Annotated in this window: 19 protein-coding genes; 1 reads left to right on the top strand and 18 read right to left on the bottom strand. The window is 43.9% G+C overall.

The genetic code is table 11. The features are described from left to right. Positions 1-15: 15 nt before the first annotated feature. The 16 genes from AC4CU3_RS13145 to AC4CU3_RS13070 form a co-directional block, all read right to left on the bottom strand. Entirely contained in the window at positions 16-747 is a 732-nt protein-coding gene (locus tag AC4CU3_RS13145; protein WP_279043421.1) for a cold shock domain-containing protein, read from the bottom strand. A gap of 121 nt (positions 748-868) precedes the next feature. After that, on the bottom strand, positions 869-1,162 hold the full coding sequence (locus AC4CU3_RS13140) for a cold shock domain-containing protein (RefSeq protein ID WP_005400349.1): 294 nt from the start codon (positions 1,160-1,162) through the stop codon (positions 869-871). 81 nt (positions 1,163-1,243) lie between these two features. Beyond that, positions 1,244-1,879: a uracil phosphoribosyltransferase gene (upp, locus tag AC4CU3_RS13135; protein ID WP_058870138.1), complete on the bottom strand. Its 636-nt coding sequence runs from the start codon at positions 1,877-1,879 to the stop codon at positions 1,244-1,246. 122 nt (positions 1,880-2,001) lie between these two features. Further along, entirely contained in the window at positions 2,002-3,498 is a 1,497-nt protein-coding gene (gene nuoN, locus AC4CU3_RS13130; RefSeq protein ID WP_005400347.1) for an NADH-quinone oxidoreductase subunit NuoN, read from the bottom strand. Positions 3,499-3,501: 3 nt separating this feature from the next. Further along, positions 3,502-5,109 carry an NADH-quinone oxidoreductase subunit M gene (nuoM, locus tag AC4CU3_RS13125; RefSeq protein ID WP_279043465.1) on the bottom strand — a complete coding sequence of 536 codons (1,608 nt, stop codon included), beginning with the start codon at positions 5,107-5,109 and terminating at the stop codon, positions 3,502-3,504. Between the two features lie 7 nt (positions 5,110-5,116). After that, on the bottom strand, positions 5,117-7,006 hold the full coding sequence (gene nuoL / locus AC4CU3_RS13120) for an NADH-quinone oxidoreductase subunit L (protein WP_094148762.1): 1,890 nt from the start codon (positions 7,004-7,006) through the stop codon (positions 5,117-5,119). Further along, positions 7,003-7,311 (bottom strand): NADH-quinone oxidoreductase subunit NuoK, encoded by a 309-nt coding sequence (gene nuoK, locus AC4CU3_RS13115; protein WP_004695395.1) that lies wholly within the window; start codon positions 7,309-7,311, stop codon positions 7,003-7,005. Before nuoK ends, nuoL begins: the two co-directional genes overlap by 4 nt. Beyond that, positions 7,311-7,829: an NADH-quinone oxidoreductase subunit J gene (gene nuoJ / locus AC4CU3_RS13110; protein WP_171056751.1), complete on the bottom strand. Its 519-nt coding sequence runs from the start codon at positions 7,827-7,829 to the stop codon at positions 7,311-7,313. Before nuoJ ends, nuoK begins: the two co-directional genes overlap by 1 nt. Further along, entirely contained in the window at positions 7,829-8,371 is a 543-nt protein-coding gene (nuoI, locus tag AC4CU3_RS13105) for an NADH-quinone oxidoreductase subunit NuoI (protein ID WP_004651038.1), read from the bottom strand. Before nuoI ends, nuoJ begins: the two co-directional genes overlap by 1 nt. Positions 8,372-8,387: 16 nt before the next feature. Then, positions 8,388-9,395: an NADH-quinone oxidoreductase subunit NuoH gene (nuoH, locus tag AC4CU3_RS13100; protein ID WP_004695391.1), complete on the bottom strand. Its 1,008-nt coding sequence runs from the start codon at positions 9,393-9,395 to the stop codon at positions 8,388-8,390. 3 nt (positions 9,396-9,398) lie between these two features. After that, positions 9,399-12,080 carry an NADH-quinone oxidoreductase subunit NuoG gene (nuoG, locus tag AC4CU3_RS13095; protein ID WP_279043416.1) on the bottom strand — a complete coding sequence of 894 codons (2,682 nt, stop codon included), beginning with the start codon at positions 12,078-12,080 and terminating at the stop codon, positions 9,399-9,401. Positions 12,081-12,091: 11 nt separating this feature from the next. Further along, positions 12,092-13,423, bottom strand: coding sequence for an NADH-quinone oxidoreductase subunit NuoF (gene nuoF, locus AC4CU3_RS13090; protein WP_005400342.1), 1,332 nt, complete (start codon positions 13,421-13,423; stop codon positions 12,092-12,094). Continuing rightward, complete coding sequence (gene nuoE / locus AC4CU3_RS13085) at positions 13,420-13,929, bottom strand: NADH-quinone oxidoreductase subunit NuoE (RefSeq protein ID WP_004695385.1); 510 nt, start codon at positions 13,927-13,929, stop codon at positions 13,420-13,422. The genes nuoF and nuoE overlap by 4 nt, the downstream gene beginning before the upstream one ends. A 14-nt stretch (positions 13,930-13,943) precedes the next feature. Then, positions 13,944-15,731 (bottom strand): NADH-quinone oxidoreductase subunit C/D, encoded by a 1,788-nt coding sequence (gene nuoC, locus AC4CU3_RS13080; protein WP_178928349.1) that lies wholly within the window; start codon positions 15,729-15,731, stop codon positions 13,944-13,946. A gap of 88 nt (positions 15,732-15,819) precedes the next feature. Further along, the gene (locus AC4CU3_RS13075; RefSeq protein WP_004695382.1) at positions 15,820-16,497 is read right to left on the bottom strand and encodes a NuoB/complex I 20 kDa subunit family protein; all 678 of its coding nucleotides are present in this window, start codon (positions 16,495-16,497) and stop codon (positions 15,820-15,822) included. Positions 16,498-16,503: 6 nt separating this feature from the next. Then, positions 16,504-17,052 (bottom strand): NADH-quinone oxidoreductase subunit A, encoded by a 549-nt coding sequence (locus AC4CU3_RS13070; RefSeq protein WP_004695380.1) that lies wholly within the window; start codon positions 17,050-17,052, stop codon positions 16,504-16,506. A 491-nt stretch (positions 17,053-17,543) separates the two neighbouring features. Between AC4CU3_RS13070 and AC4CU3_RS13065 the strand changes: the two genes are divergently transcribed. After that, a complete protein-coding gene (locus AC4CU3_RS13065) occupies positions 17,544-17,900 on the top strand; it encodes a hypothetical protein (protein ID WP_004695379.1) in 357 nt (118 codons plus the stop codon). 55 nt (positions 17,901-17,955) lie between these two features. Here the strand turns inward: AC4CU3_RS13065 and bfmS are convergent, their stop codons facing one another. Continuing rightward, a complete protein-coding gene (gene bfmS, locus AC4CU3_RS13060) occupies positions 17,956-19,620 on the bottom strand; it encodes a sensor histidine kinase BfmS (RefSeq protein WP_005400340.1) in 1,665 nt (554 codons plus the stop codon). 36 nt (positions 19,621-19,656) lie between these two features. Further along, positions 19,657-20,373, bottom strand: a complete 717-nt coding sequence (bfmR, locus tag AC4CU3_RS13055) for a response regulator transcription factor BfmR (protein ID WP_004695375.1) — start codon at positions 20,371-20,373, stop codon at positions 19,657-19,659. Between the last annotated feature and the right edge of the window lie 317 nt (positions 20,374-20,690).

Here is a 20,690-nt window from a genome sequence, read left to right as displayed (position 1 = left end):
CCGAGGGTGCTTTTTTTATTTCCCAAATTGGCGCTCACAAGGTTCACCATCATTGTTCCCATCCATTTGGGTATTTGGACAGTTCCTTAAGAAGTATAGCGCTTCTTCATAAGAACGCATTTGAGAGCAATGGGTTCGCCCATCGCATTTAAACTGCCCTGTACTGACAGGTAAACGACCATTTTGTTTATCAATACTTTCAGTCACACGTTCAGAACGGGGTTGATTGGTCTGGTGTAGACCTGCATCTAAATTACGCTTCCCTTGCTCAGAAAGGATTTGATCGGGCAACTTTCCTAAAGCTTTACGCTGTTCTTCTACAATCTGTTGCTGCTCGAGCATCAACTGCTCAGCTTTACGCTGCTTTTCTGCACTATAACTTTGATATTTCCCATAGGTCAAAAAGCCCAATACCGCGACGATAATGATGCCAATCACGGTGATGATAGTACTTTTATGCCCTGCCACATGGTAACGTGGTGAGGCTTGGGTACGTGCTTTTTTCTTATTTGATGATGTCGTGGCTTTGCTTTCTGAGGACAGACCGAGCCGCTGGATATTGCCAGCCTTAAACTTGCCTTGGTCTTCTACAATCATAAACTGAAGCACTTCACCAATCTTGGGTTCAATGTTGTTCTGTGGCAAATCTTTGATATGAAAAAATACATCATCAATATCCCCTTCCACCTCAATGAAACCAAAACCACGTGGGGTACTAAAGCTTTTGATTTTCCCTTTCAGAAACATAATCTGCTCTATTCAACTGTATTTTTCGTATTGTAATCAATAAAAAAGAGGCTAAAAAGCCTCTTTGCTTCAAAATACAAAGATTAATCTTTGCACGATTGAACTCTGAATCAACGCTAACTTAGCGTCGAAAATTAGACAATAAATCTGTGGTGATCGATTTATTATGACTTGAGACTTTCGATTTCTTGGCTTTGGCAGAGTTGTCTTCAACACGCTCAATTTTAATCGCTTTATAGCGATCGCCATTTTCAACCACATTAAACTTCACGCGTTCATTACGTTTCGGCTCACCTGAGTCTGCAGGAAAATCCGAGATATGAAAAAATACGTCGCCTTCAGGTGAGGAAATAAAGCCAAAACCTTTGTCAGCGTTATATTGTTTAACTTTTCCTTGATATTGCTCGGCCTTCATAAACAGATCCTAATATGTACACGCTTTGTTGTAGTATATAAAAAAGAGGCTATAAAAGCCTCTTTTTGCTGGGGCTTAATCTTAATCTTTTTGAACTGAACCAAAGATTTTGTCGCCCGCATCGCCTAGACCCGGCACGATATAACCATTGGCATTTAAGCCTTGGTCAATTGAAGCCGTGAAAATAGTGACATCTGGATGCGCATCCAAAACACGTTTAATGCCTTCAGGCGCCGCAACCAACACCATCACACGAATGTCTTTACAGCCACTTGCTTTCAATACATCAATCGCAGCAACCAATGAAGAACCCGTTGCAAGCATTGGGTCGATGATCATCGCTAAACGGTTTTGTACATCTGGAACTAATTTTTTGTAATAAGTACGTGCTTCAAGCGTTTCTTCATCACGCTCTAAACCCAGTACAGACACTTTTGCACTTGGAATCAGGTTTAAGAAACCATCTAACATGCCAATACCCGCACGTAAAATTGGCACAACCGTGATTTTTTTACCCACAATGCGATCTACCGTTACTTTACCATTCCAACCATCAATTTCATGGTCGCAAACAGGTAAATCTTTGGTCGCTTCATAGGTCAACAGCATGGTCACTTCTTGAGCCAGCTCACGGAAGTTTTTAGTGCTGATATCTGCACGACGAAGAAGACCAAGCTTATGACGAATCAGTGGATGACGAATTTCATGGATAGCCACGGGAGAGCACCTAAAAGGTAAAATAAAATTCCTTACATTATAAAGCTTTTTATCGTGCGATAAAAACAAAAAAGCCCCCAATTGATGGAGGCTTTTTTGTTAAAACGAAACGTTTTTAAAAATTAGTGCTGTTGAGAAAGCATAAAGTGGATTGGAGATAGAATCTCTGACTGAAGTGCTAACTTGATAATTGGATCTGGATAGATACCAATCACAAGCACTGCTGCCGCAGCTAAAAGCACCATAATACCACCCACTTTTTGGCCCCAATGATCCACAGCATCTACACGAGGTGCATCTGGTGGTGTCATGTACATAACAACCATCACACGGAGGTAGTAGTACAGACCAATACCAGAACCAACGATGATCATCGCAGCAAGGAACCAGTGCTGAGTCGTTACCGCAGCCATGACTACAAGGAACTTACCAATGAAGCCCGCTGTCAATGGAATACCCGCAAGCGATAGCATCATCACGGTTAATACGGCAGTCAACACTGGACGACGCCAGAATAGACCGCGGTAGTCCGCTAAACTTTCTGCTTCGTCTACGTTGTTGTATGGGCTAGACATCAATGCAACAGCACCGAACGCACCAATCGTGGTTAACACATAAGTGATCACATAGACCGATACGTTACCAAGGCTTGCATACGTCATGCTGATTAAACCAATCAACAAGTAACCAAAGTGTGCAATTGAAGAGTATGCCAAGATACGTTTCAAGTTCACTTGTTTCACTGCAAGGAAGTTACCCACCAAGATCGATAACACCGCAATCACGGTTAAGATCGTCACGATTGAGTCAACAAGAATCGCACCTGATGTTAGGATGTAACGTACAAACAAACCAATCGTCGCTACTTTTGCAGCTGTAGCAAGGAATGTTGCGATCGGAGTTGGTGCACCTGCATAAACGTCTGGTGTCCATTTGTGGAATGGCGCTAAAGACAGTTTGAATGCCACAGCAAAAACAATCAGGCCTAAACCTAAAAGTACCATTGGCTGTTGGATATTTTGCATTAACGCTTGAACATTGTCATAGAACGACATTGAACCTGTGTACGCGTAAATATAAGCCATACCCATCAACAACATTGCCGAAGCTGTTGCTGAAAGCACCAAGTACTTCACACCCGCTTCTAAAGACTTAGAGCGTTGGTGTGTATATGCCAATAAGCCATATACAGGAATCGACATTAACTCAAGGCTAATGAAGAACGATGCATAGTGAGAGCTTGCCACCATTAACATTGCACCAGTCACTGATGACAACATTAAGATATACAACTCTTCACGGTTATCTTTATAGCTTTCGATATAGGCATGCGACAGAGTACAGCATGCCAAAGCAGCAATTAGAATAATTACTTGGTACAGCAAGGTGAACGCATCCACCATGAACATACCCATCACGTTCGCAGGTTTGAAAGCACCACCGAACATTGTGAATAGTACATATGCTGCCGCAAGGTTTAAGCCCACAACTGATGCTGTCGCAATTAAGTTATGGTTACGCTTAATTGCAGTAAGAATCATCACGACAATCGTTGTTAAAGCAACGATCATCACAGGAGCTAAAGGCATAAGCTCAGAAAATGACATTGTGAAGTTCATGACTTATTGCATCTCCACATTTTCGAGTTGAACAGTTGCTTGACTCGCAACGTCAACTACTTCTTGTACAGGAATGTAGCTGTTCGCTAACCACGCCATGCTTGAATTTGAAATATCAAGGAAGCTTTGTGGGTACAAACCAAGCCATAACAGACCGAAAGCACAGATTAACAAGATCACTACTTCACGCGCATTTAAGTCTTTCAATGGGTTCTTGTAATGCTGTTGTTGTTCTTCATTTGGCGTACCAAACAATGCTTTGTGGATCAGAATCAAGCCATAAAGACCTGCAAATACTAAGCTTACAGCTGCAAGAATAGTAAACACTGGGAATTTTGCATAAGAACCCATCAAGATCAGGAACTCACCAATGAAGTTACCTAGACCTGGAATACCTACAAGCGCCGCCACGAAGAACATGAGGAAGAATGCAAGATATGGGAACTGACCACGCATACCACCCATCAAACGCATATCACGTGTATGAACACGCTCGTACACTTGACCACACATAATGAACAATGCAGCAGATGATAGGCCATGTGCCAACATCATGATCATCAAACCTTGGAAGGTTAAGATGTTACCTGCGTAAATCGCAAGTAAAACAAAGCCCATGTGTGAAATCGACGTATACGCAAGTAAACGTTTCATATCGGTTTGCTGGAAAGCACACCAAGCACCGTAGAAGATACCGATTAAACCGAAAATGATCGCGATGTCTGCAAACTGTGCAGAAGCCGCTGGGAAGAATGGAATCACAAAACGCAGTAAACCATATGCAGCGGTCTTAATTAAGATACCTGCAAGGTCAACCGAACCTGCTGTAGGTGCTTGCGCATGCGCATCTGGTAGCCAGCCATGTAATGGGAAAACTGGAAGTTTTACCGCAAAACCGACGAATAAACACAGCATGAATGCAAAAGCAACAGCGGGTAATTCTTTGTCTAAAGTATTGGCTACAGCTAGTAAATAGTTGTAATCGAAACCGATCATACCTGTCATCATGTAACCGTAAACCACGAGGCCTAGGATACCGATCAACATAATAAGACCAGCAACTTGCGTATAGATAAAGAATTTGGTTGCAGCGTAAACACGTGATTTACCTTCCGCCCCTTTATGACCCCAAAGCGCAATCAAGAAGTAGATAGGTACAAGCATCATCTCCCAGAAGAAGAAGAACAAGAACATGTCAATCGCTAAGAATACACCGATCACACCACCCAAAGACCATAAAAGGTTTAAGTGGAAGAAACCAACATTCTTTTGAATTTCACCCCAAGAACAGCCGACAGCCAACACACCTAAAAGTGCCGTTAAGCCCACCATTAATAGAGATAGGCCATCCACCGCTAAATGGATGTTAATGCCTAAAGTTTGAATCCATGGCAACATGAATTCAGCAGACCACGATGGCACTTTCGCGCCAAGTTCGTAGTTAAATGTACCTGTTTGCCACAGCGCAAATGTTAAGCCCAAAGTAATGAGCATACCCACTAACGCGATATAACGCGGCAGTTTGTCGTCGAGTTTGTCGACTAACCAACAAATAAAACCTGCAATGAACGGAACTAAGATCAGCGCGGGTAGAATCCAGTTGTTTGTGATTTCCATCTTATTTCCCCACGATCTGAGTGACGATCAAGACCATTAGTAATACAAAGATACCTAATGCCATGCTTGATGCGTAATCACGCAATGAACCCGTTTGACGTGAACTTGTGAAGCTATGACCGCCTTTTACAAGTGCAGGCAAGACTAACCACAAACGATCAATTGGATCACGACCTAAAATCTTCGCAATAAGCAAATATGGTTTCACAAAAACGATGTCATAAAGCGCATCGAAGCCCAGTGCATTACGGCAAATGTTTGCAAGACCTGCACCCAATGACGTTTTAGCAAAGCCTTTCACTGCGCTATAAGCAAACGCAAACAAGACCACACCAATCACTAAACCAACCAATGCAATACCCACAGCGGTATATTCTGCGCTGTGCATACCATGTTCTAAAGCTTCAGGAATCACAAATGCTGGAATTTTTGCTGCATTTAAAATGCTTTCCACTGGTGCTTTAAGTGCCGCACCGACGAAAGTTGAAAGTACAGCAAGAATCGCCAAAGGACCCCAGAAGGTAATGCCTTTGATCGCATGATACGGTGTATTTTCTTTACCAAAGAACACAACCCAAATGAGACGGAATGTGTAAATCGACGTTAAGAAAGCACCTGCTACACCCACCCAGTACAATGAGTTATACACTGCGATTGATTCGCCTTGCACCCAAACTGCACCCAAGATTGCATCTTTCGAGAAGAAGCCCACGGTAATGAATGGAATCGCGGCCAATGCACCGCCACCAATGGCGAAACAAGCAAATAGGAATTTGTTCTTGTAGAACAAACCGCCCATCTTGAAGATGTTTTGTTCGTGGTGGTAAGCCAAAATCACTGCACCCGAAGACAAGAACAATAATGCCTTGAAGAATGCGTGAGTCAGCATGTGGAATAAGCCTGCTTGATAAGCTTCAGCACCCACAGCCATAAACATATAACCCAGCTGACTCATCGTTGAGTAAGCCAAAATACGTTTGATGTCGGTTTGAACCAATGCAGCAAAACCAGCCACTAACAACGTTACCGCACCTGTGATTGAGATAAACATCATCACTTCAGGCGCCATTTCAAACACGGTGTACATACGGCAGCACAGGTAAACACCTGCAGTTACCATCGTTGCAGCGTGGATCAATGCAGATACAGGTGTAGGACCTGCCATCGCATCGGCCAACCATGTTTGTAATGGGATCTGTGCAGATTTACCTGCAGCACCCAAGAACAACATCAGTGCTGTCCAAATAGTTAAAGATGAACTTTGTGTCATCACTGTTGGTGCAGCTGCAACCACTTCTGCAATGTTTAAAGTACCGAACTGTTGGTAAATTAAGAACAAAGCGATCAGTAAGAAAACGTCACCGACACGTGTTACGGTGAATGCTTTAATTGCTGCAAAACCATTTGCAGGGTTTTGGTAGTAGTAACCAATCAGCAAGTAAGAGCATAGACCTACGCCTTCCCAACCTAAGAACAATAACGCTAAGTTATCGCCCAATACGAGCAGCAACATGCTGGCAACGAACAGGTTGAAATAAGAGAAGAAACGCGCGAAGTCTTCTTCACCACGCATGTACCATGATGCAAAGATGTGAATAAGGAAACCCACACCTGTCACCATACCCATCATGAGCAGTGATAAACCGTCAAGATGTAAGCTAATGCCTGGGCTTAGGTTACCTACATTGAACCATGTCCAAAGATGTTGAACATAAGTCACTTTGCCATTATTAACAAAGTCTAGACCAGCGATCAAAGCAACCAATGCAGAAAGGCCAACTGCCCCCACACCAATAATGGCAGCGACATTTTCAGGAAGCTTGTTACGACCTGCCGCTAAAAGGACAAAACCAATGAGCGGGAATAATACTGTTAAATATAAAAAACTCATCCGCGCATCTCACTAGCAGCATCCACATCCAAATGATGGAAGCGATGGTAGAACTGAAGGACGATCGCAAGACCAATACAAGCCTCTGCCGCAGCAAGCGTTAAGATCAGAATAAACATGATTTGTCCGTCTGGTTGTACCCATGCACTACCAGCCAAAACAAACGCAAGCGCAGCTGCGTTCATCATGATTTCAAGGCTCATTAACATAAATAATAGATTGCGTCGCACCATCACACCGTAAAAACCCAGTGCAAAAAGAATGGTTGCAACAATCAAACCATGTTCTAAAGGGATGTTGCCCATTATTGTTTGTCCTCTTCTGCACCTGGTTCACGTTTGCCAAGATGGAATGCTGCAACCAACGCAGCAAGCAATAACATGGCAGCAACTTCAACCAATAATAAATAGTGAGTAAAGAGTGCTTGGCCAACGACTTTTGGACCCACAACTTCGGTACCCATAACAGGGCCAGCCGCTGTGTAGTCAGAGCCGAGCATCCACACCAACACCAAGCCCATTAAGAAGCTCATGAGTGCTGGATATGCCCAAGCAGACGATGTTAACCATTTACGCTCTTGTTCAACGGTGTGTTGACCAAGGTTTAACATCATCACTACGAATACGAATAACACCATGATCGCGCCTGCATAGACGATGATCTCAAGCGCGCCAGCAAATGGCGCACCCACGATCATAAACATGCCTGCAACTGCAAGAAGTGACACGATCAAGCTTAATAAAGCGTGTACAGGATTCGCGTTGGTCACAACACGAATCGTAGAAACGATGGCCACAAGTGCCATCAAATAAAATGGCCACATCATGGTAATAAGCTCCGTACATCAACTGGTGCGCTTTCACGCTGCGCTTGACCTTTGTCTTTTCCAGTTACAGCCATACCTGTTACACGGTAGAAGTTGTAGTCTGGGTATTTACCAGGACCTGAAATGAGTAAGTTTTCTTTCTCATACACCAAGTCTTGACGAACGTATTCACCCAACTCGAAATCTGGAGTCATTTGAATTGCAGTCGTCGGACATGCTTCTTCACACATACCGCAGAAAATACAGCGTGAGAAGTTGATACGGAAAAACTCCGGATACCAACGACCATCTTCTTTTTCTGCTTTTTGTAGTGAAATACAGCCAACAGGACATGCAACTGCACATAAGTTACACGCAACACAACGTTCTTCACCATCTGGGTCACGTGTTAACACGATACGACCACGGAAACGTGGTGGAACAATTTGTTCGGCTGGCACTTCTGGGTAAAGAATGGTGTCACGTTTACGTGTCACGTGTGAGAAAACCATCCACAGTGAACGTACGATTGACCCGAACCCAGCTAGAATTTTATACATTTTATTCTCCCTGCCCTTACCACAGAATCACTGCGCCAGTAACTAATAAGTTAACTAACGCTAATGGTAAGCAAATCTTCCAACCAAAGTTCATCACTTGGTCATAACGCGGACGCATAAGTGAACCACGAGCCAAGACAAACATCATCACAAAGAATGCTGTTTTGATAATGAACCAGAATACGGGTGGAATGAACGGAATATCGATGTTAAATGGCGCTAACCAACCACCGAAGAATAGCGTTACGATCAATGCAGAGATCAGAACTACGTTGACGTATTCCGCAACGAAGAACATCCCCCATTTCATACCGCCGTACTCGACGTGGTAACCTTCCGCCAATTCTTGTTCTGCTTCTGGTTGGTCAAATGGGTGACGGTGAGTTACCGCAACACCTGCAACCACGAAGATTAAGAAACCTAAGAACTGTGGAATGACAAACCATACATCTTTTTGTGCTTCTACAATTTCACGCATGTTGAATGAGCCTGCAATTGCAACCACACCCATCAATGAAATACCCAAGAACACTTCATACGAAATGGTTTGAGCTGCAGAACGTAGACCGCCAAGCAATGCATATTTGTTGTTTGAGGACCAACCACCAAACAATACAGCATAGACTGCAATACCTGCCATTGCCATAAAGAACAATAGACCGATGCTCATGTCTGCAACACCTAAGTATGGTGATACAGGAATAACCATGAACGACATCACCGCTGTTGCCATGGCAACAGCAGGAGCTAAACGGAAAGTCAATTTGTCAGCAAACTTTGGTGTCCAGTCTTCTTTGAACATGATTTTCAGCATGTCGGCAACGATCTGGAACATCCCCCCAGGACCTACACGGTTCGGACCATAACGGTCTTGCCATAAGCCCAGTAAACGACGCTCAATAAAAGACATCAACGCAGCGATGAGTACTACAACGAGTAAAATCACAATCGCTTGAATGACTGAGTAGGCAATTGGCCAGTTCTCAGCCCAAAGCGGCGTTTGACGGATTAATTCTTGTTGCATGAATTACGCTCCTACCGCGACTGATACAGGCTCAGCAAGTGAAACCGTAGGTGCAAGACCAACTGGATAACCAATATAACCTGTAGGTAAATAATCAATCACTTGAACTGGAAGTACGATCGAAGTCTCGCCTGCTTTCACAGTGATTTTTTGACCATCTTGAACATTCAAACGAGTTGCATCTTGCTCACCCACTGCAAATACCGCTTCAGGAATACGCGATTCCATTGCAGGTGTTTTCACAGTAAATTCACCAGAAGCAAAAATGTGATGCATTGGCACTAAACGGAAGCTTTCAGGGTTTGCAACCACAACCGCTGGAGCAACGAAAGTACGTGCTGGACGCTTCGCTAAACGATCGAATAAACGCACACCCGAATCACCACCTTTTAAGTGACCACCCACGTTATCTTGGAATTTGTTCCAAGCTTGTGGTGAGTTCCAACCTGCTGACCATGCAAATGGTACAAGTGGAGACGGCGTCTGGTTCCCAACATAACCTTCCATAGAGAATGTTAATGCAGAGTCGATATCTGTCGGTTGTTTCGGTTCATGCACGTTCAATGGTGCACGCATAGAGGTACGACCAGAGTAACGACGCGGTTCACGCGCAACTTTCAAACCATGGACACGGAAGCCCGCATCTGGAGCTACATCTTGAATCGCAGCAAGTGCAGGTACATTTTTCGCAACTGACTCAATCACGTCATCAAGTAAGGTCCAAGAAATCGCTTTGCCCTTCACGCCGGTTTCAATGGCATGTAACCAGCGCCAAGATTCTTTGATCGCCAGTTCAGGTTTGTAGTAGCTCGGGTCATACACTTGGTAGAAACGTTGTGCACGGCCTTCTTGAGAGACAACCGTACCATCGCCTTCAGCAAATGACGCAGCAGAAAGTACGATATCCGCTTTCTTCACAGTTTCAGTTTCAGAGTGATCTAACACAATCACGTCTTTACCAGAAAGTGCTGCTTCAACTTGTACCGCTGGCAAACGACGGAATAGATCATTTTCAACGATCACAACCGTGTCATAGTCTTGCGCAAACGCTTGTTCTAAACTTTGACCACCGAAGATTGCTAAGCCCATAGAGTTCACTTCAGGAACCGTCAAGCTTAAGCCAGCATTTCCACCAAGGTTTTGCGCAACTTGTGCAGCAGCTTCCATGATGGATGCGTCTTGTAAACTTGTACCTGAAATGATCAGCGGTTTCTTCGCCGCTTTCAATGTATCTGCAATGTTCTGAGCAAATGCTTTCGCATCATCTGCCAGACCAAGAATTGCATCACCCTTCACAGCAGTAGCAACGGCAAAACCTAAACGAGCGATGTCGTTTGGAGAAGCAACCACTTCACCAGCAGCAACATCAGCTAAGCGTGTTTGCGTTGCAGCGAGGATGAAAATCGGTGATTTCGCATCTTGAGCAATACGTTGTAGCGGTTCTGCTAACCAGTCTTGGGTACGACGTTCCGCAGCCATTTCTTTGGCTTTGTTTTTCGCCGCTTGACGAACAGACAACGCCATACGTGGTGCAGTTTGCGTTAAGTCTTCACCCAAAATAAGCACAGCATCATAGCTTTCGATTTCACGCATACCTGGGTTATATACACCCTCTGTTTGCATAATCGATGCAGCCAATTCAACCAAGTTTTGCTCTTTTTGAGACATACCCGTTGAATAGTTCTCTTGGCCGACTAACTCGCGAAGCGCGAAGTTCGACTCAAGTGATGCACGTGGAGAACCAATACCCAAAACTTTTTTGCCTTGGATATTTGCAATCACCGTATCTAATGCCTGATCTACAGAAACTGTAGTGACTTCAGCACCATCACGGAACTGCGGTTGACGTGGGCGATCTGCACGGTTCACATAGCCCGTACCAAAACGACCTTTATCACACAAGAAGTATTGGTTTACTTCGCCGTTGAAACGGTTTTCGACACGACGAAGTTCGCCATAACGCTCACCCGGAGAAATATTACAACCCGAAGAACAGCCTTGGCATACGCTTGGCGCATACTGCATGTCCCACTTACGGTTATAACGCTCTGAGTGAGTTTTGTCGGTGAATACACCTGTAGGACATACTTCAGTCAAGTTACCTGAAAATTCAGACTCTAAAGTGCCTGACTCAGGACGACCAAAGTAAACGCGTGACGCGCTTGCATACACACCAAAGTCTGTACCACCCGCATAGTCGTTGTAGTAACGAACACAACGGTAACATGCAATACAACGGTTCATTTCATGTGAAATGAATGAGCCCAGCTCTTGGTTGTAGTGCGTACGTTTAGTAAAACGGTAACGACGACGGTCGTGTTGAGTCATCACGGTCATATCTTGTAAATGACAGTGACCACCTTCTTCACAGACTGGGCAGTCGTGTGGGTGGTTCGTCATCAAGAACTCAACAATTGACGCACGGAAGTCTTTCGCTTCTTTGTCTTCAATCGAGATGTAGGTATTGTCAGATGCAGGCGTCATACATGACATGACTAAACGGCCACGCGTATCTTCAGGATTCGCGTATTGAGTCACGGCACATTGACGGCAAGAACCGACAGAACCTAAGGATGGATGCCAACAAAAGTACGGGATATCAATACCCAAAGACAAACATGCTTGCAGCAAGTTCTCTGAGCCATTGACTTCGTACGATTTGCCATCGACATGAATTGTAGCCATAGTCGAATTCCTTAAGCTTGTTCTACGTTGCTAGTTTGCGCAGCAGCATTCACTACTTTTGCTTCAAACTCGCCACGGAAATATTTGAGTGCACCCATCAACGGTTCCATTGCACCTGGAGCATGCGCACAGAAAGTCTTACCAATCCAAAGCTTACGAGTAAGTTCTTGTAAGTGATCGATATCTTCTTTCTTACCTGTACCATCTTCCAATGCTTTCAGTGCTTTAACTGCCCACGGTAAACCATCACGACAAGGCGTACAGAAACCACATGACTCACGTGCAAAGAATTCTTCTAAGTTACGAGTCGCTGAAACCATACATTGCGTTTCATCAACCACCATCAGCAAACACGTACCTAAACGTGAACCTGCTTTCATGATGCTCTCAGCATCCATCGGTAGATCAATGTGTTCAGCAGCCAAGAAGTCTGTAGACGCACCACCCGGTAACCATGCTTTAAGCTTCAAGCCATCACGCATACCGCCTGCATAGTCTTCAATGACTTCGCGTGCAGTTGTACCAAATGGAAGCTCCCAAAGACCAGGGAATTTCACCTTGCCAGATGCACCATAAATTTTTGTGCCTGGATCTTTCGACTTACCCGCAGATAAGCCGATATACCATTCAGGACCACGCAACATGATTGCCGGTAAGTTATTGTAGGTCTCTACGTTGTTAACAATGGTAGGACGACCCCAAGCACCTGCAACTTGTGGGAATGGTGGTTTCGTACGTGGGTTTGCACGGCGACCTTCAAGCGAGTTGATCAATGCAGTTTCTTCACCACAGATATAACGACCCGCACCGGTGTGTACATGCAACTCGAAGTTCCAGCCAGTTCCAAGGATGTTCTCACCCAAGTAACCTTTGGCACGAACTTGCTCAAGCGCTTCATTTAAGTACGCAGCTGCTTCAATGTACTCACCACGAATGAAGATATAACCATGGGTTGCTTCTAGCGTATACGCTGCAATCAACATCCCTTCGATCAATTGGTGAGGAAGTTTTTCCATCAACAAACGGTCTTTAAAGGTCCCTGGTTCCATCTCATCGGCATTACAAATCAGGTAACGTGGCCCTGAATTGTCATTTGGCGCCATCAAAGACCATTTGATCCCTGCTGGGAAGCCTGCACCACCACGGCCTTTTACGGTCGCAGCTTTAATCACTTCAAGCACATCTTTCGGCGGCATGGTGATTGCTTTTTTCAGACCCGCGTAACCTTCGAGCGCTTCGTAATCATCGGCATTACGAACGTGCTCTTGTTTACTCAAACGCCAAGTTAATGGATGCGTTTCTGGGTTACCTTCGCCATAAATTGGTTTTGGTTCGGTATTCATACATACTTCTCCAATAACTGTTTCACTGAAGAAACTTCAACCAAACCGTGAGTGTCTTCATTCACCATTAAGGTTGGGCCTTTGTCACAGTTACCTAAGCAGCAAATCGGCAGCAAAGTAAAACGACCATCAGCAGTCGTTTGACCAAACTGAATGCCTAACTCGCGCTGAAAAGCTTCTGCTAAAGTTTCCGCACCCATCAAGAAGCACGCGATCGAGTCACAAAGTAAAATGACGTTACGACCCACGGGTTGACGGTAAATACGGTTATAGAAAGTTGCAACACCTTCCAAATCAGCAACACTGATTGTCAATAACTGAGCAATGGCGTTTAGCTGCGCGTCATCTACCCAACCATTACGGCGTTGTACACACTTCAAAGCATCCAAAGATGCTGCGCGTGGGTACGGGTAGTGACCAATGTGATGTTCAATTTCGTGGATTTCGTCCGTAGTCAAAATCCCTTCAACATTCACGCGTGGCTTTTTATCAGTCAAAATCATCATAATGCGTTTACCCCTTAGCGATCCACGTCAGCCATAACGACGTCAATAGTCGCTAAATAAATGATCAAGTCAGACATTAAGCTGCCGTTAATCACAGAAGGCATTTGCTGTAAATGCGTGAAGGTCGGTGTACGAATACGGGTACGATAACTCATGGTTGACTTGTCTGAAGTCAAGTAGTAGTTCGACGCACCTTTTACCACTTCCGCCATCACAGATGCTTCACCTGCAGGCATGACTGGACCCCAAGATACGCTTAAGAAGTGCGTAATCAAGGTTTCAATGTCTTGTAAAGTCTTGTCTTTTGGTGGTGGAACAGCCAATGGATGATCTGCTTTGTACGCACCTGAAGGCATGTTGTCTAAACATTGCTTCACGATTTTGAGTGATTCTTCAATTTCACGGAAGTGAACCATCACACGTGCATAAGCATCTCCTTCGTACTCAAGTGGCACATCGAAGTCGTAGTTTTCATAGCCACTGTACGGGCGATATTTACGAACGTCGAAATCAATACCTGTTGCACGCAGACCTGTACCAGTCACGCCCCAAGCCAATGCAGATTTTGCATCATATTGAGCTACGTTACGGGTACGACCAATAAATACTGAGTTGCGTAATGCAGCGGTGTAGTATTCATTCATACGCTTCGGCATCCAATCTAGGATTTCACGAATCAGATGCTGCCAGTTGTTTGGCAAGTCATGCGCTGTACCACCGATACGGAACCATGCTGGGTGCATACGGTAACCAGTGATTGCTTCAATCGCGTCATAGATTTTTTGACGATCCGCAAACATGTAGAAGACTGGTGTCATACCGCCGGCATCTTGAATCGCAGTACCGATATACAATAAGTGGTTATTGATACGGAACAATTCAGACATCATGACACGGATACATTGCGCGCGGTCAGGTACAGTAATACCCGCCATTTGCTCCACACCCATCACATAAGGCATGTTTTGCGCACAACCACCTAAGTAGTCGACACGGTCGGTATAAGGAATGAATGAATGCCAAGTTTGACGTTCAGCCATCTTTTCCACACCACGGTGGTGATAGCCGATATCAGGCACACAGTCTTTCACTTCTTCACCATCTAACTGCAAGATTACACGGAAAGCACCGTGCGCAGATGGGTGGTTCGGACCTAAGTTCAAGAACATGAAGTCTTCGTCGTCATTACCGCGCTTCATACCCCAATCTTCAGGTACGAAACGAAGGTGTTCCTGTTCGTAATCCTGCTTTGCTTGGTTCTGCATATACGGCGTATATTCAGTGGCACGTGCAGAGTATTCTTTACGAAGTGGGTGACCTTCCCAATAGGTTGGCAACAAAATACGACGGAGCATTGGATGCCCTTCGAAATTGATCCCGAACATATCGTAAGCTTCACGTTCGTACCAGTTGGCATTTGGCCAAATGTTGGTTGCAGTTGGAAGATTTACATCATTTTCATTCAATGCAACTTTGATACGAATATCACTATTACGCTCAAGCGATAATAAGTGATAGAACACAGTAAAGTCAGACGCAGGCAAACCGTCGCGGTGTGTACGTAAACGTTCATCTACCGCAGACAAGTCAAACAACATCACGTATGGACGTGACACTGTACGCAAGAACATTAAAACTTCTTGTACGCGCGCGCGCTCAACCCAGACTGTTGGAAAGTCTTCAAAAGTCGTTTGCACATAGAAGTTCTCGCCAAATTTGGTTTTGAGCTCTTCTACAATTGCAAATGCTGGGCGTGAATCAACTTGCGCTGACTCTGGCATAGCGTTTTCAGTTTCAGCCATTGGCTTGGCTTCCTATTTAATACAAATTCATTCAACCTAAACGACAACTACACCCAGACCGGGTGCATCAAAACAACTGTCGTTTAAATTATTTAATTTCATCCATAGAGCGTAAGTTTTTCACTGCAATACGTTCAGCATTCTTACGGTCACGTTCTGGCATCATCTTTGGCTTATACACTGGCTTAAGATCATCACCAATCACGGCAGAAAGTGGACGGCGCTCTAATTGAATTTGGTCTTGTAACAACATTAATGCTTGGATTAATGCTTCTGGACGGGGTGGGCAACCTGGAATATAAACATCGACTGGGATGATTTTATCCACACCTTGTACTACTGAATAAATATCGTACATACCGCCAGAGTTTGCACATGCGCCCATTGAAATAACCCACTTCGGTTCCAACATTTGTTCATATAAACGTTGAATAACTGGAGCCATTTTGACGAAACATGTACCTGCAACAATCATCAAGTCAGCCTGACGAGGTGAAGCACGGATTACTTCGGCACCGAAACGCGACAAGTCATGCACGCCAGTTAAAGTCGTTGCATACTCTACGTAGCAGCAAGATGTACCAAAGTTAAACGGCCAAACTGAGTTCTTACGACCCCAGTTCACTGCTGTATGTGCCACGTCCTCTAAACGAGTCATGAACACATTTTTATTCACTTCTTCTTCAAGCGGATCCGTTACGATTTGACGCTCTTGAAGTGGATATTGATCAGCATCCGGATTCGCACGGGTTAATGTATATTTCATCCCGAGTTACTCCTTATCAGACGATTTAGCCGGTGACTTATCTTTCACACGACCAGATGATTGAGCTGGGATTTGACCTGTAGGGTCCATAACCAACTCTTCAATTGAATTAAAGCGAGTGATTTCTGCAAGATTCATATTTGGAGAACCAACTTTAGGTTTAATCCCTGCTGCTTTACGTTTGTCAGAAGGCGACCAGTTAAGCGCACCAGTAGACAACTCATAAACCAAACCAACGAGTAAAACTAAAATAAATACTGCTGCAGTGGTGAAACCCACCCAACCCACTTCACGAACCGATGTAGCCCATGCATAAAGGTAAAGCGCCTCTAAGTCGAATACGACGAAGAAGATTGCAACCAAATAGAACTTTGCTGACAGGCGGATACGTGCGCCACCAGCACCAACCACACCTGATTCAAATTGCTCTTGCTTTGCACGGCCCCATGACTTACCCCCAAGGAGTAATGGGACAGTGAGCATAAAGACGCAAAGAAATGTAACGCCGATCACGAAGGCAATAATTGCCCATTCGTATGGAGTAATGGCACTCATGCGGGGATAACTCCTGGCAGGCCTAATTTATTAACAAAGAATGCATGTATTGGCCTTCAAATACACCAAACACAAAATTAATCCCGCCAATTGTACCCGATTGCTGACGTAAGTTGCTAGCTTATAGACCTTCGTCTTTAGGATGATTTCTCTTCGTTTTTTGAGATTTTTTCGATGAAAGCCCTTTTATTTCGAAACCAATCGCTTTATCTAATAAAACACTACTATTCTATTATTTTTCCAAATTTTAACATTCAAACAAAGCCTATAAAGCATTTTTCAGCCTTATTTCGATAACAATCACACAATCAGCAGTTTAAAAAACTCAGCTCTTCAACTGCAGCATTTTGCTTATTTAAAAAGTAAAAAAGTAGATTAAGTCACTCATATTTTTTGTATTTTTTTGCAAATCACCCCAATCAATTAATGCACTTGGCTTTTTCTTGTGCTATTGATATAAACAACCAACAACAAAGAATAAGGAGCACCACATGAGTCTGGAATTCACCCATAAACCTAACTATTTTTTATTTGCCCAGTTGCTTATTCGCCATGTTGAAACTTATGTTCGTAAACACCCCGATGCCAATAATGCCATCTTTGATTTACGCGACATTTATGAACTTTTTCGCCAAGACAAAGCTTCAGCCACCACCAACCTTGATGGCATTATGAATATTGTGGATGAATATAAAATTGAAACGATTAATGGTGATCAAAAGCTCATTAGCCGTTATGGCATAGATACGCAAAACAACTCTTTATTGATTGACTTTAATGCAGATGCGCTTGAAAGCCTAAAACAAGGCAAACAGATTATTTCTCCCGATGCCAGCATCCAAGAATAAGCCAGCATTGAAAATAAAAAAGCACCGAAATTCGGTGCTTTTTTATTTTCAATGCTTAGCTTTTTGGATCCGTACTTTCTTTGACACTATACTTCTTTTTAGACTTACTAAAGCGGTGTGCCGGCCATGTCATGGTAAAACGTGCACCACCGAGACTTGGACTCTGATCCACTTTAACACTACCACCGAACCAATAGGCAATTCGACTCACAATCGACAATCCTAAACCATAGCCACCCGATGCTCTAGTCCGACTATCATCCAAACGTGCAAAGGCTTCAAAAACACGCTCTCGCTCATCTTCCGGAATGCCTGGCCCATCATCTTCAACACAAACATAGGCCATACCACTGTCATTAATTCCGCCACTGACCAGCACCTGATGGTCACCATAACGAACCGCATTACCAACCAAGTTCTGCACCACGCGGTGTAAATAACGACGCTCAGCTTCAACTTTTAAAGTTAAAGGAGGAGCATTTAAATGAATTTCTTTCTGGGTTTTTAAGGCTTCCGTCTCAACCACCACCTGATCTAAGACTTCAAACAATACAATGTTTTCAATATCGAGTGATGGTGTGCCCTGCTCTAACTTGGCATAGGTCATGATTTCATCAATTAAGGTATTTAAAGCCTCAATATCTTTATCAATCATATCGACTTGCTGAAGACGATATTCATAATCATCTTCTTCAGCCAACATTTCCATACCAAAACGAATCCGAGCAACGGGCGTACGAAGCTCATGTGAGACCGCACGCATCAGCTCACGCTGCGCCTCGATGAGTCGCTGAATATGGTCTGACATGCTGTTATAGCTATTGGCTAGACTGGCCATTTCATCGGTGCCATCGACAGGCAAACGTAGGGTCATATCACCTGCTTTCATACGGTTTAAACCGTAATTGACCTCACGCAGTTTACGCTGCATCGGTACAAGCAAGCCATACACCCCCAAACTGAGTACAAACAGGCTCAACAAGGTAATCCCCGCTGCGAGCTGAAACGGCATCCAGTTGAAAATAGGCACAGGCCCCAATACCAAAACCTTGCTCGGTGAACTAGGTAAAGGTGGAGACACAATAGAAATGGTGGTGCCACGCACAGAAGCACTATCACGATATAAGATCACGCTATGATCTAAACGCAAACGACCAATCTGCTCCGACTCTAAAGCCAGATTTTGTACTTCTTCAATTTGCACAGGATAAGAGAAATGTTTCTGTACTTTTTCCAAGTACTCTTCTTCTTGACCTGGGTAATACACCAAATAATCTAGGATAAAAATCGGGAGTGCTTTCATTTGCAGCTCACCAATTTTATCTACTTTAATATACAGTAAATGTTTCGGATCATCTTTTAGACCAATAATCAGGTAAGCGACTTGCGTTTGTGCATCATAACGCACAGCCGCTTTACGCTCACTGATCCGCTTTAATTCTGCACGACTCAAATCCACCTTATCGGCAGGGATCATATTAATCGGCAGTTCAAGCAAATCTGAAGCATCTGAAATCCAGTCTGCTTTTTGCTGTGCATTGGTCTGACGGGATACACCTTCACTAATAATAAAGGAAATCCCGTCCGTCAAAGACTCGCGATATTCTTGCACTCGCTGATAGTTAATAATTTGTACAAGCAAATATCCCATGAGGGCAACAATAGCGACCAGCACTACCAGCCCAGCATAGATACGCAAGAATATACTGTGTTTGAACACTAAAAATGTCCCGTTTTAACGAATCAAATAAACGGCTTAAAGACCATTGGTTTCTTTTACAAATAAGTAGCCTTTACTACGTACCGTTTTAATACGTTTTGGATTTTCAGGGTCATCACCAATTTTTGGGCGGATACGCGAAATACGTACATCAATTGAACGGTCTTGACCGTCATATTCGATACCACGTAAGCGCTCGAAAATGTCTTCGCGAGAAAGAATGCGTCCTGCATTTGAAGCCAACAACCACAATAAGTCATATTCAGCGCTGGTAAAGTCAACCAACTCACCATTTAAAGTCACTGAACGACCACCGTTATCGATCACCAGATCATCAAATTCGATACGCTGTGCAACTTCATCTTCAGGTGCTTTGTCTGTACGACGTAATAAAGCACGAATACGTGCAAGTAAAACACGTGGCTGAACTGGTTTTGCCACATAGTCATCTGCACCCATTTCTAGACCAAGCACTTGATCCATATCTTCAGTACGTGCAGTCAACATCAAAATCGGTTGGTGATAATGTGGACGTACTTCACGGCAAATGGTTAAACCATCTGCACCTGGAAGCATCACATCCAACACCACCATATCGGGTTGTTCTGCAATAATACGGCGAATGGCACGGTTACCATCGGGTTCTACCCCAACCTCAAGACCATTACGGATCAGGTATTCTTGAGTTAAGCGAGCTAGGCGCTCATCGTCTTCTACGATTAAAATTTTTGGTAACTTTTCTTCTTGGCTCATGGAGTGCCCCTTTATTTTGACAACTTAACGTATCCTTTAAAATCCAAGGGATACGCTCTGATATATTTTGCAATATACACACGTTTACATTGTAAACAAGATCTTGTTCACCAAACTGATACATCAAAGTAGCATTTTGTTATACATTTTTTTAACCTCGAAATGCAGGCTTTCTCGCGTTTGCTGTATATCCAACCAAAGCAAAAGAAACGTTTCTTTACAAAATGGCGATTTTTCATACCAAGTCACTGTTTGAACAGTTTATAACTCACTCACTCGTCTGTTTTGAACTTATCCACAATGTTATCTATAAGCAC

It is taken from the genome of Acinetobacter sp. 802_lipA (assembly GCF_058242885.1).
The sequence above is the reverse complement of the archived record's forward strand: the minus strand, read 5'-3'. Positions and strand labels throughout refer to the sequence as shown.

Coding starts and splice junctions, on each gene's coding strand:
- nuoK (WP_004695395.1), bottom strand. CDS start 7,311: ATGGGCAACATCCCTTTAGAACATGGTTTGATTGTTGCAACCATTCTT.
- nuoE (WP_004695385.1), bottom strand. CDS start 13,929: ATGATGATTTTGACTGATAAAAAGCCACGCGTGAATGTTGAAGGGATT.
- AC4CU3_RS13075 (WP_004695382.1), bottom strand. CDS start 16,497: ATGAAATATACATTAACCCGTGCGAATCCGGATGCTGATCAATATCCA.
- AC4CU3_RS13065 (WP_004695379.1), top strand. CDS start 17,544: ATGAGTCTGGAATTCACCCATAAACCTAACTATTTTTTATTTGCCCAG.
- nuoJ (WP_171056751.1), bottom strand. CDS start 7,829: ATGTGGCCATTTTATTTGATGGCACTTGTGGCCATCGTTTCTACGATT.
- AC4CU3_RS13145 (WP_279043421.1), bottom strand. CDS start 747: ATGTTTCTGAAAGGGAAAATCAAAAGCTTTAGTACCCCACGTGGTTTT.
- nuoG (WP_279043416.1), bottom strand. CDS start 12,080: ATGGCTACAATTCATGTCGATGGCAAATCGTACGAAGTCAATGGCTCA.
- nuoH (WP_004695391.1), bottom strand. CDS start 9,395: ATGCAACAAGAATTAATCCGTCAAACGCCGCTTTGGGCTGAGAACTGG.
- nuoF (WP_005400342.1), bottom strand. CDS start 13,423: ATGAATACCGAACCAAAACCAATTTATGGCGAAGGTAACCCAGAAACG.
- nuoI (WP_004651038.1), bottom strand. CDS start 8,371: ATGTATAAAATTCTAGCTGGGTTCGGGTCAATCGTACGTTCACTGTGG.
- nuoL (WP_094148762.1), bottom strand. CDS start 7,006: ATGAGTTTTTTATATTTAACAGTATTATTCCCGCTCATTGGTTTTGTC.
- nuoN (WP_005400347.1), bottom strand. CDS start 3,498: ATGAACTTCACAATGTCATTTTCTGAGCTTATGCCTTTAGCTCCTGTG.
- nuoC (WP_178928349.1), bottom strand. CDS start 15,731: ATGGCTGAAACTGAAAACGCTATGCCAGAGTCAGCGCAAGTTGATTCA.
- AC4CU3_RS13070 (WP_004695380.1), bottom strand. CDS start 17,052: ATGAGTGCCATTACTCCATACGAATGGGCAATTATTGCCTTCGTGATC.
- bfmR (WP_004695375.1), bottom strand. CDS start 20,373: ATGAGCCAAGAAGAAAAGTTACCAAAAATTTTAATCGTAGAAGACGAT.
- AC4CU3_RS13140 (WP_005400349.1), bottom strand. CDS start 1,162: ATGAAGGCCGAGCAATATCAAGGAAAAGTTAAACAATATAACGCTGAC.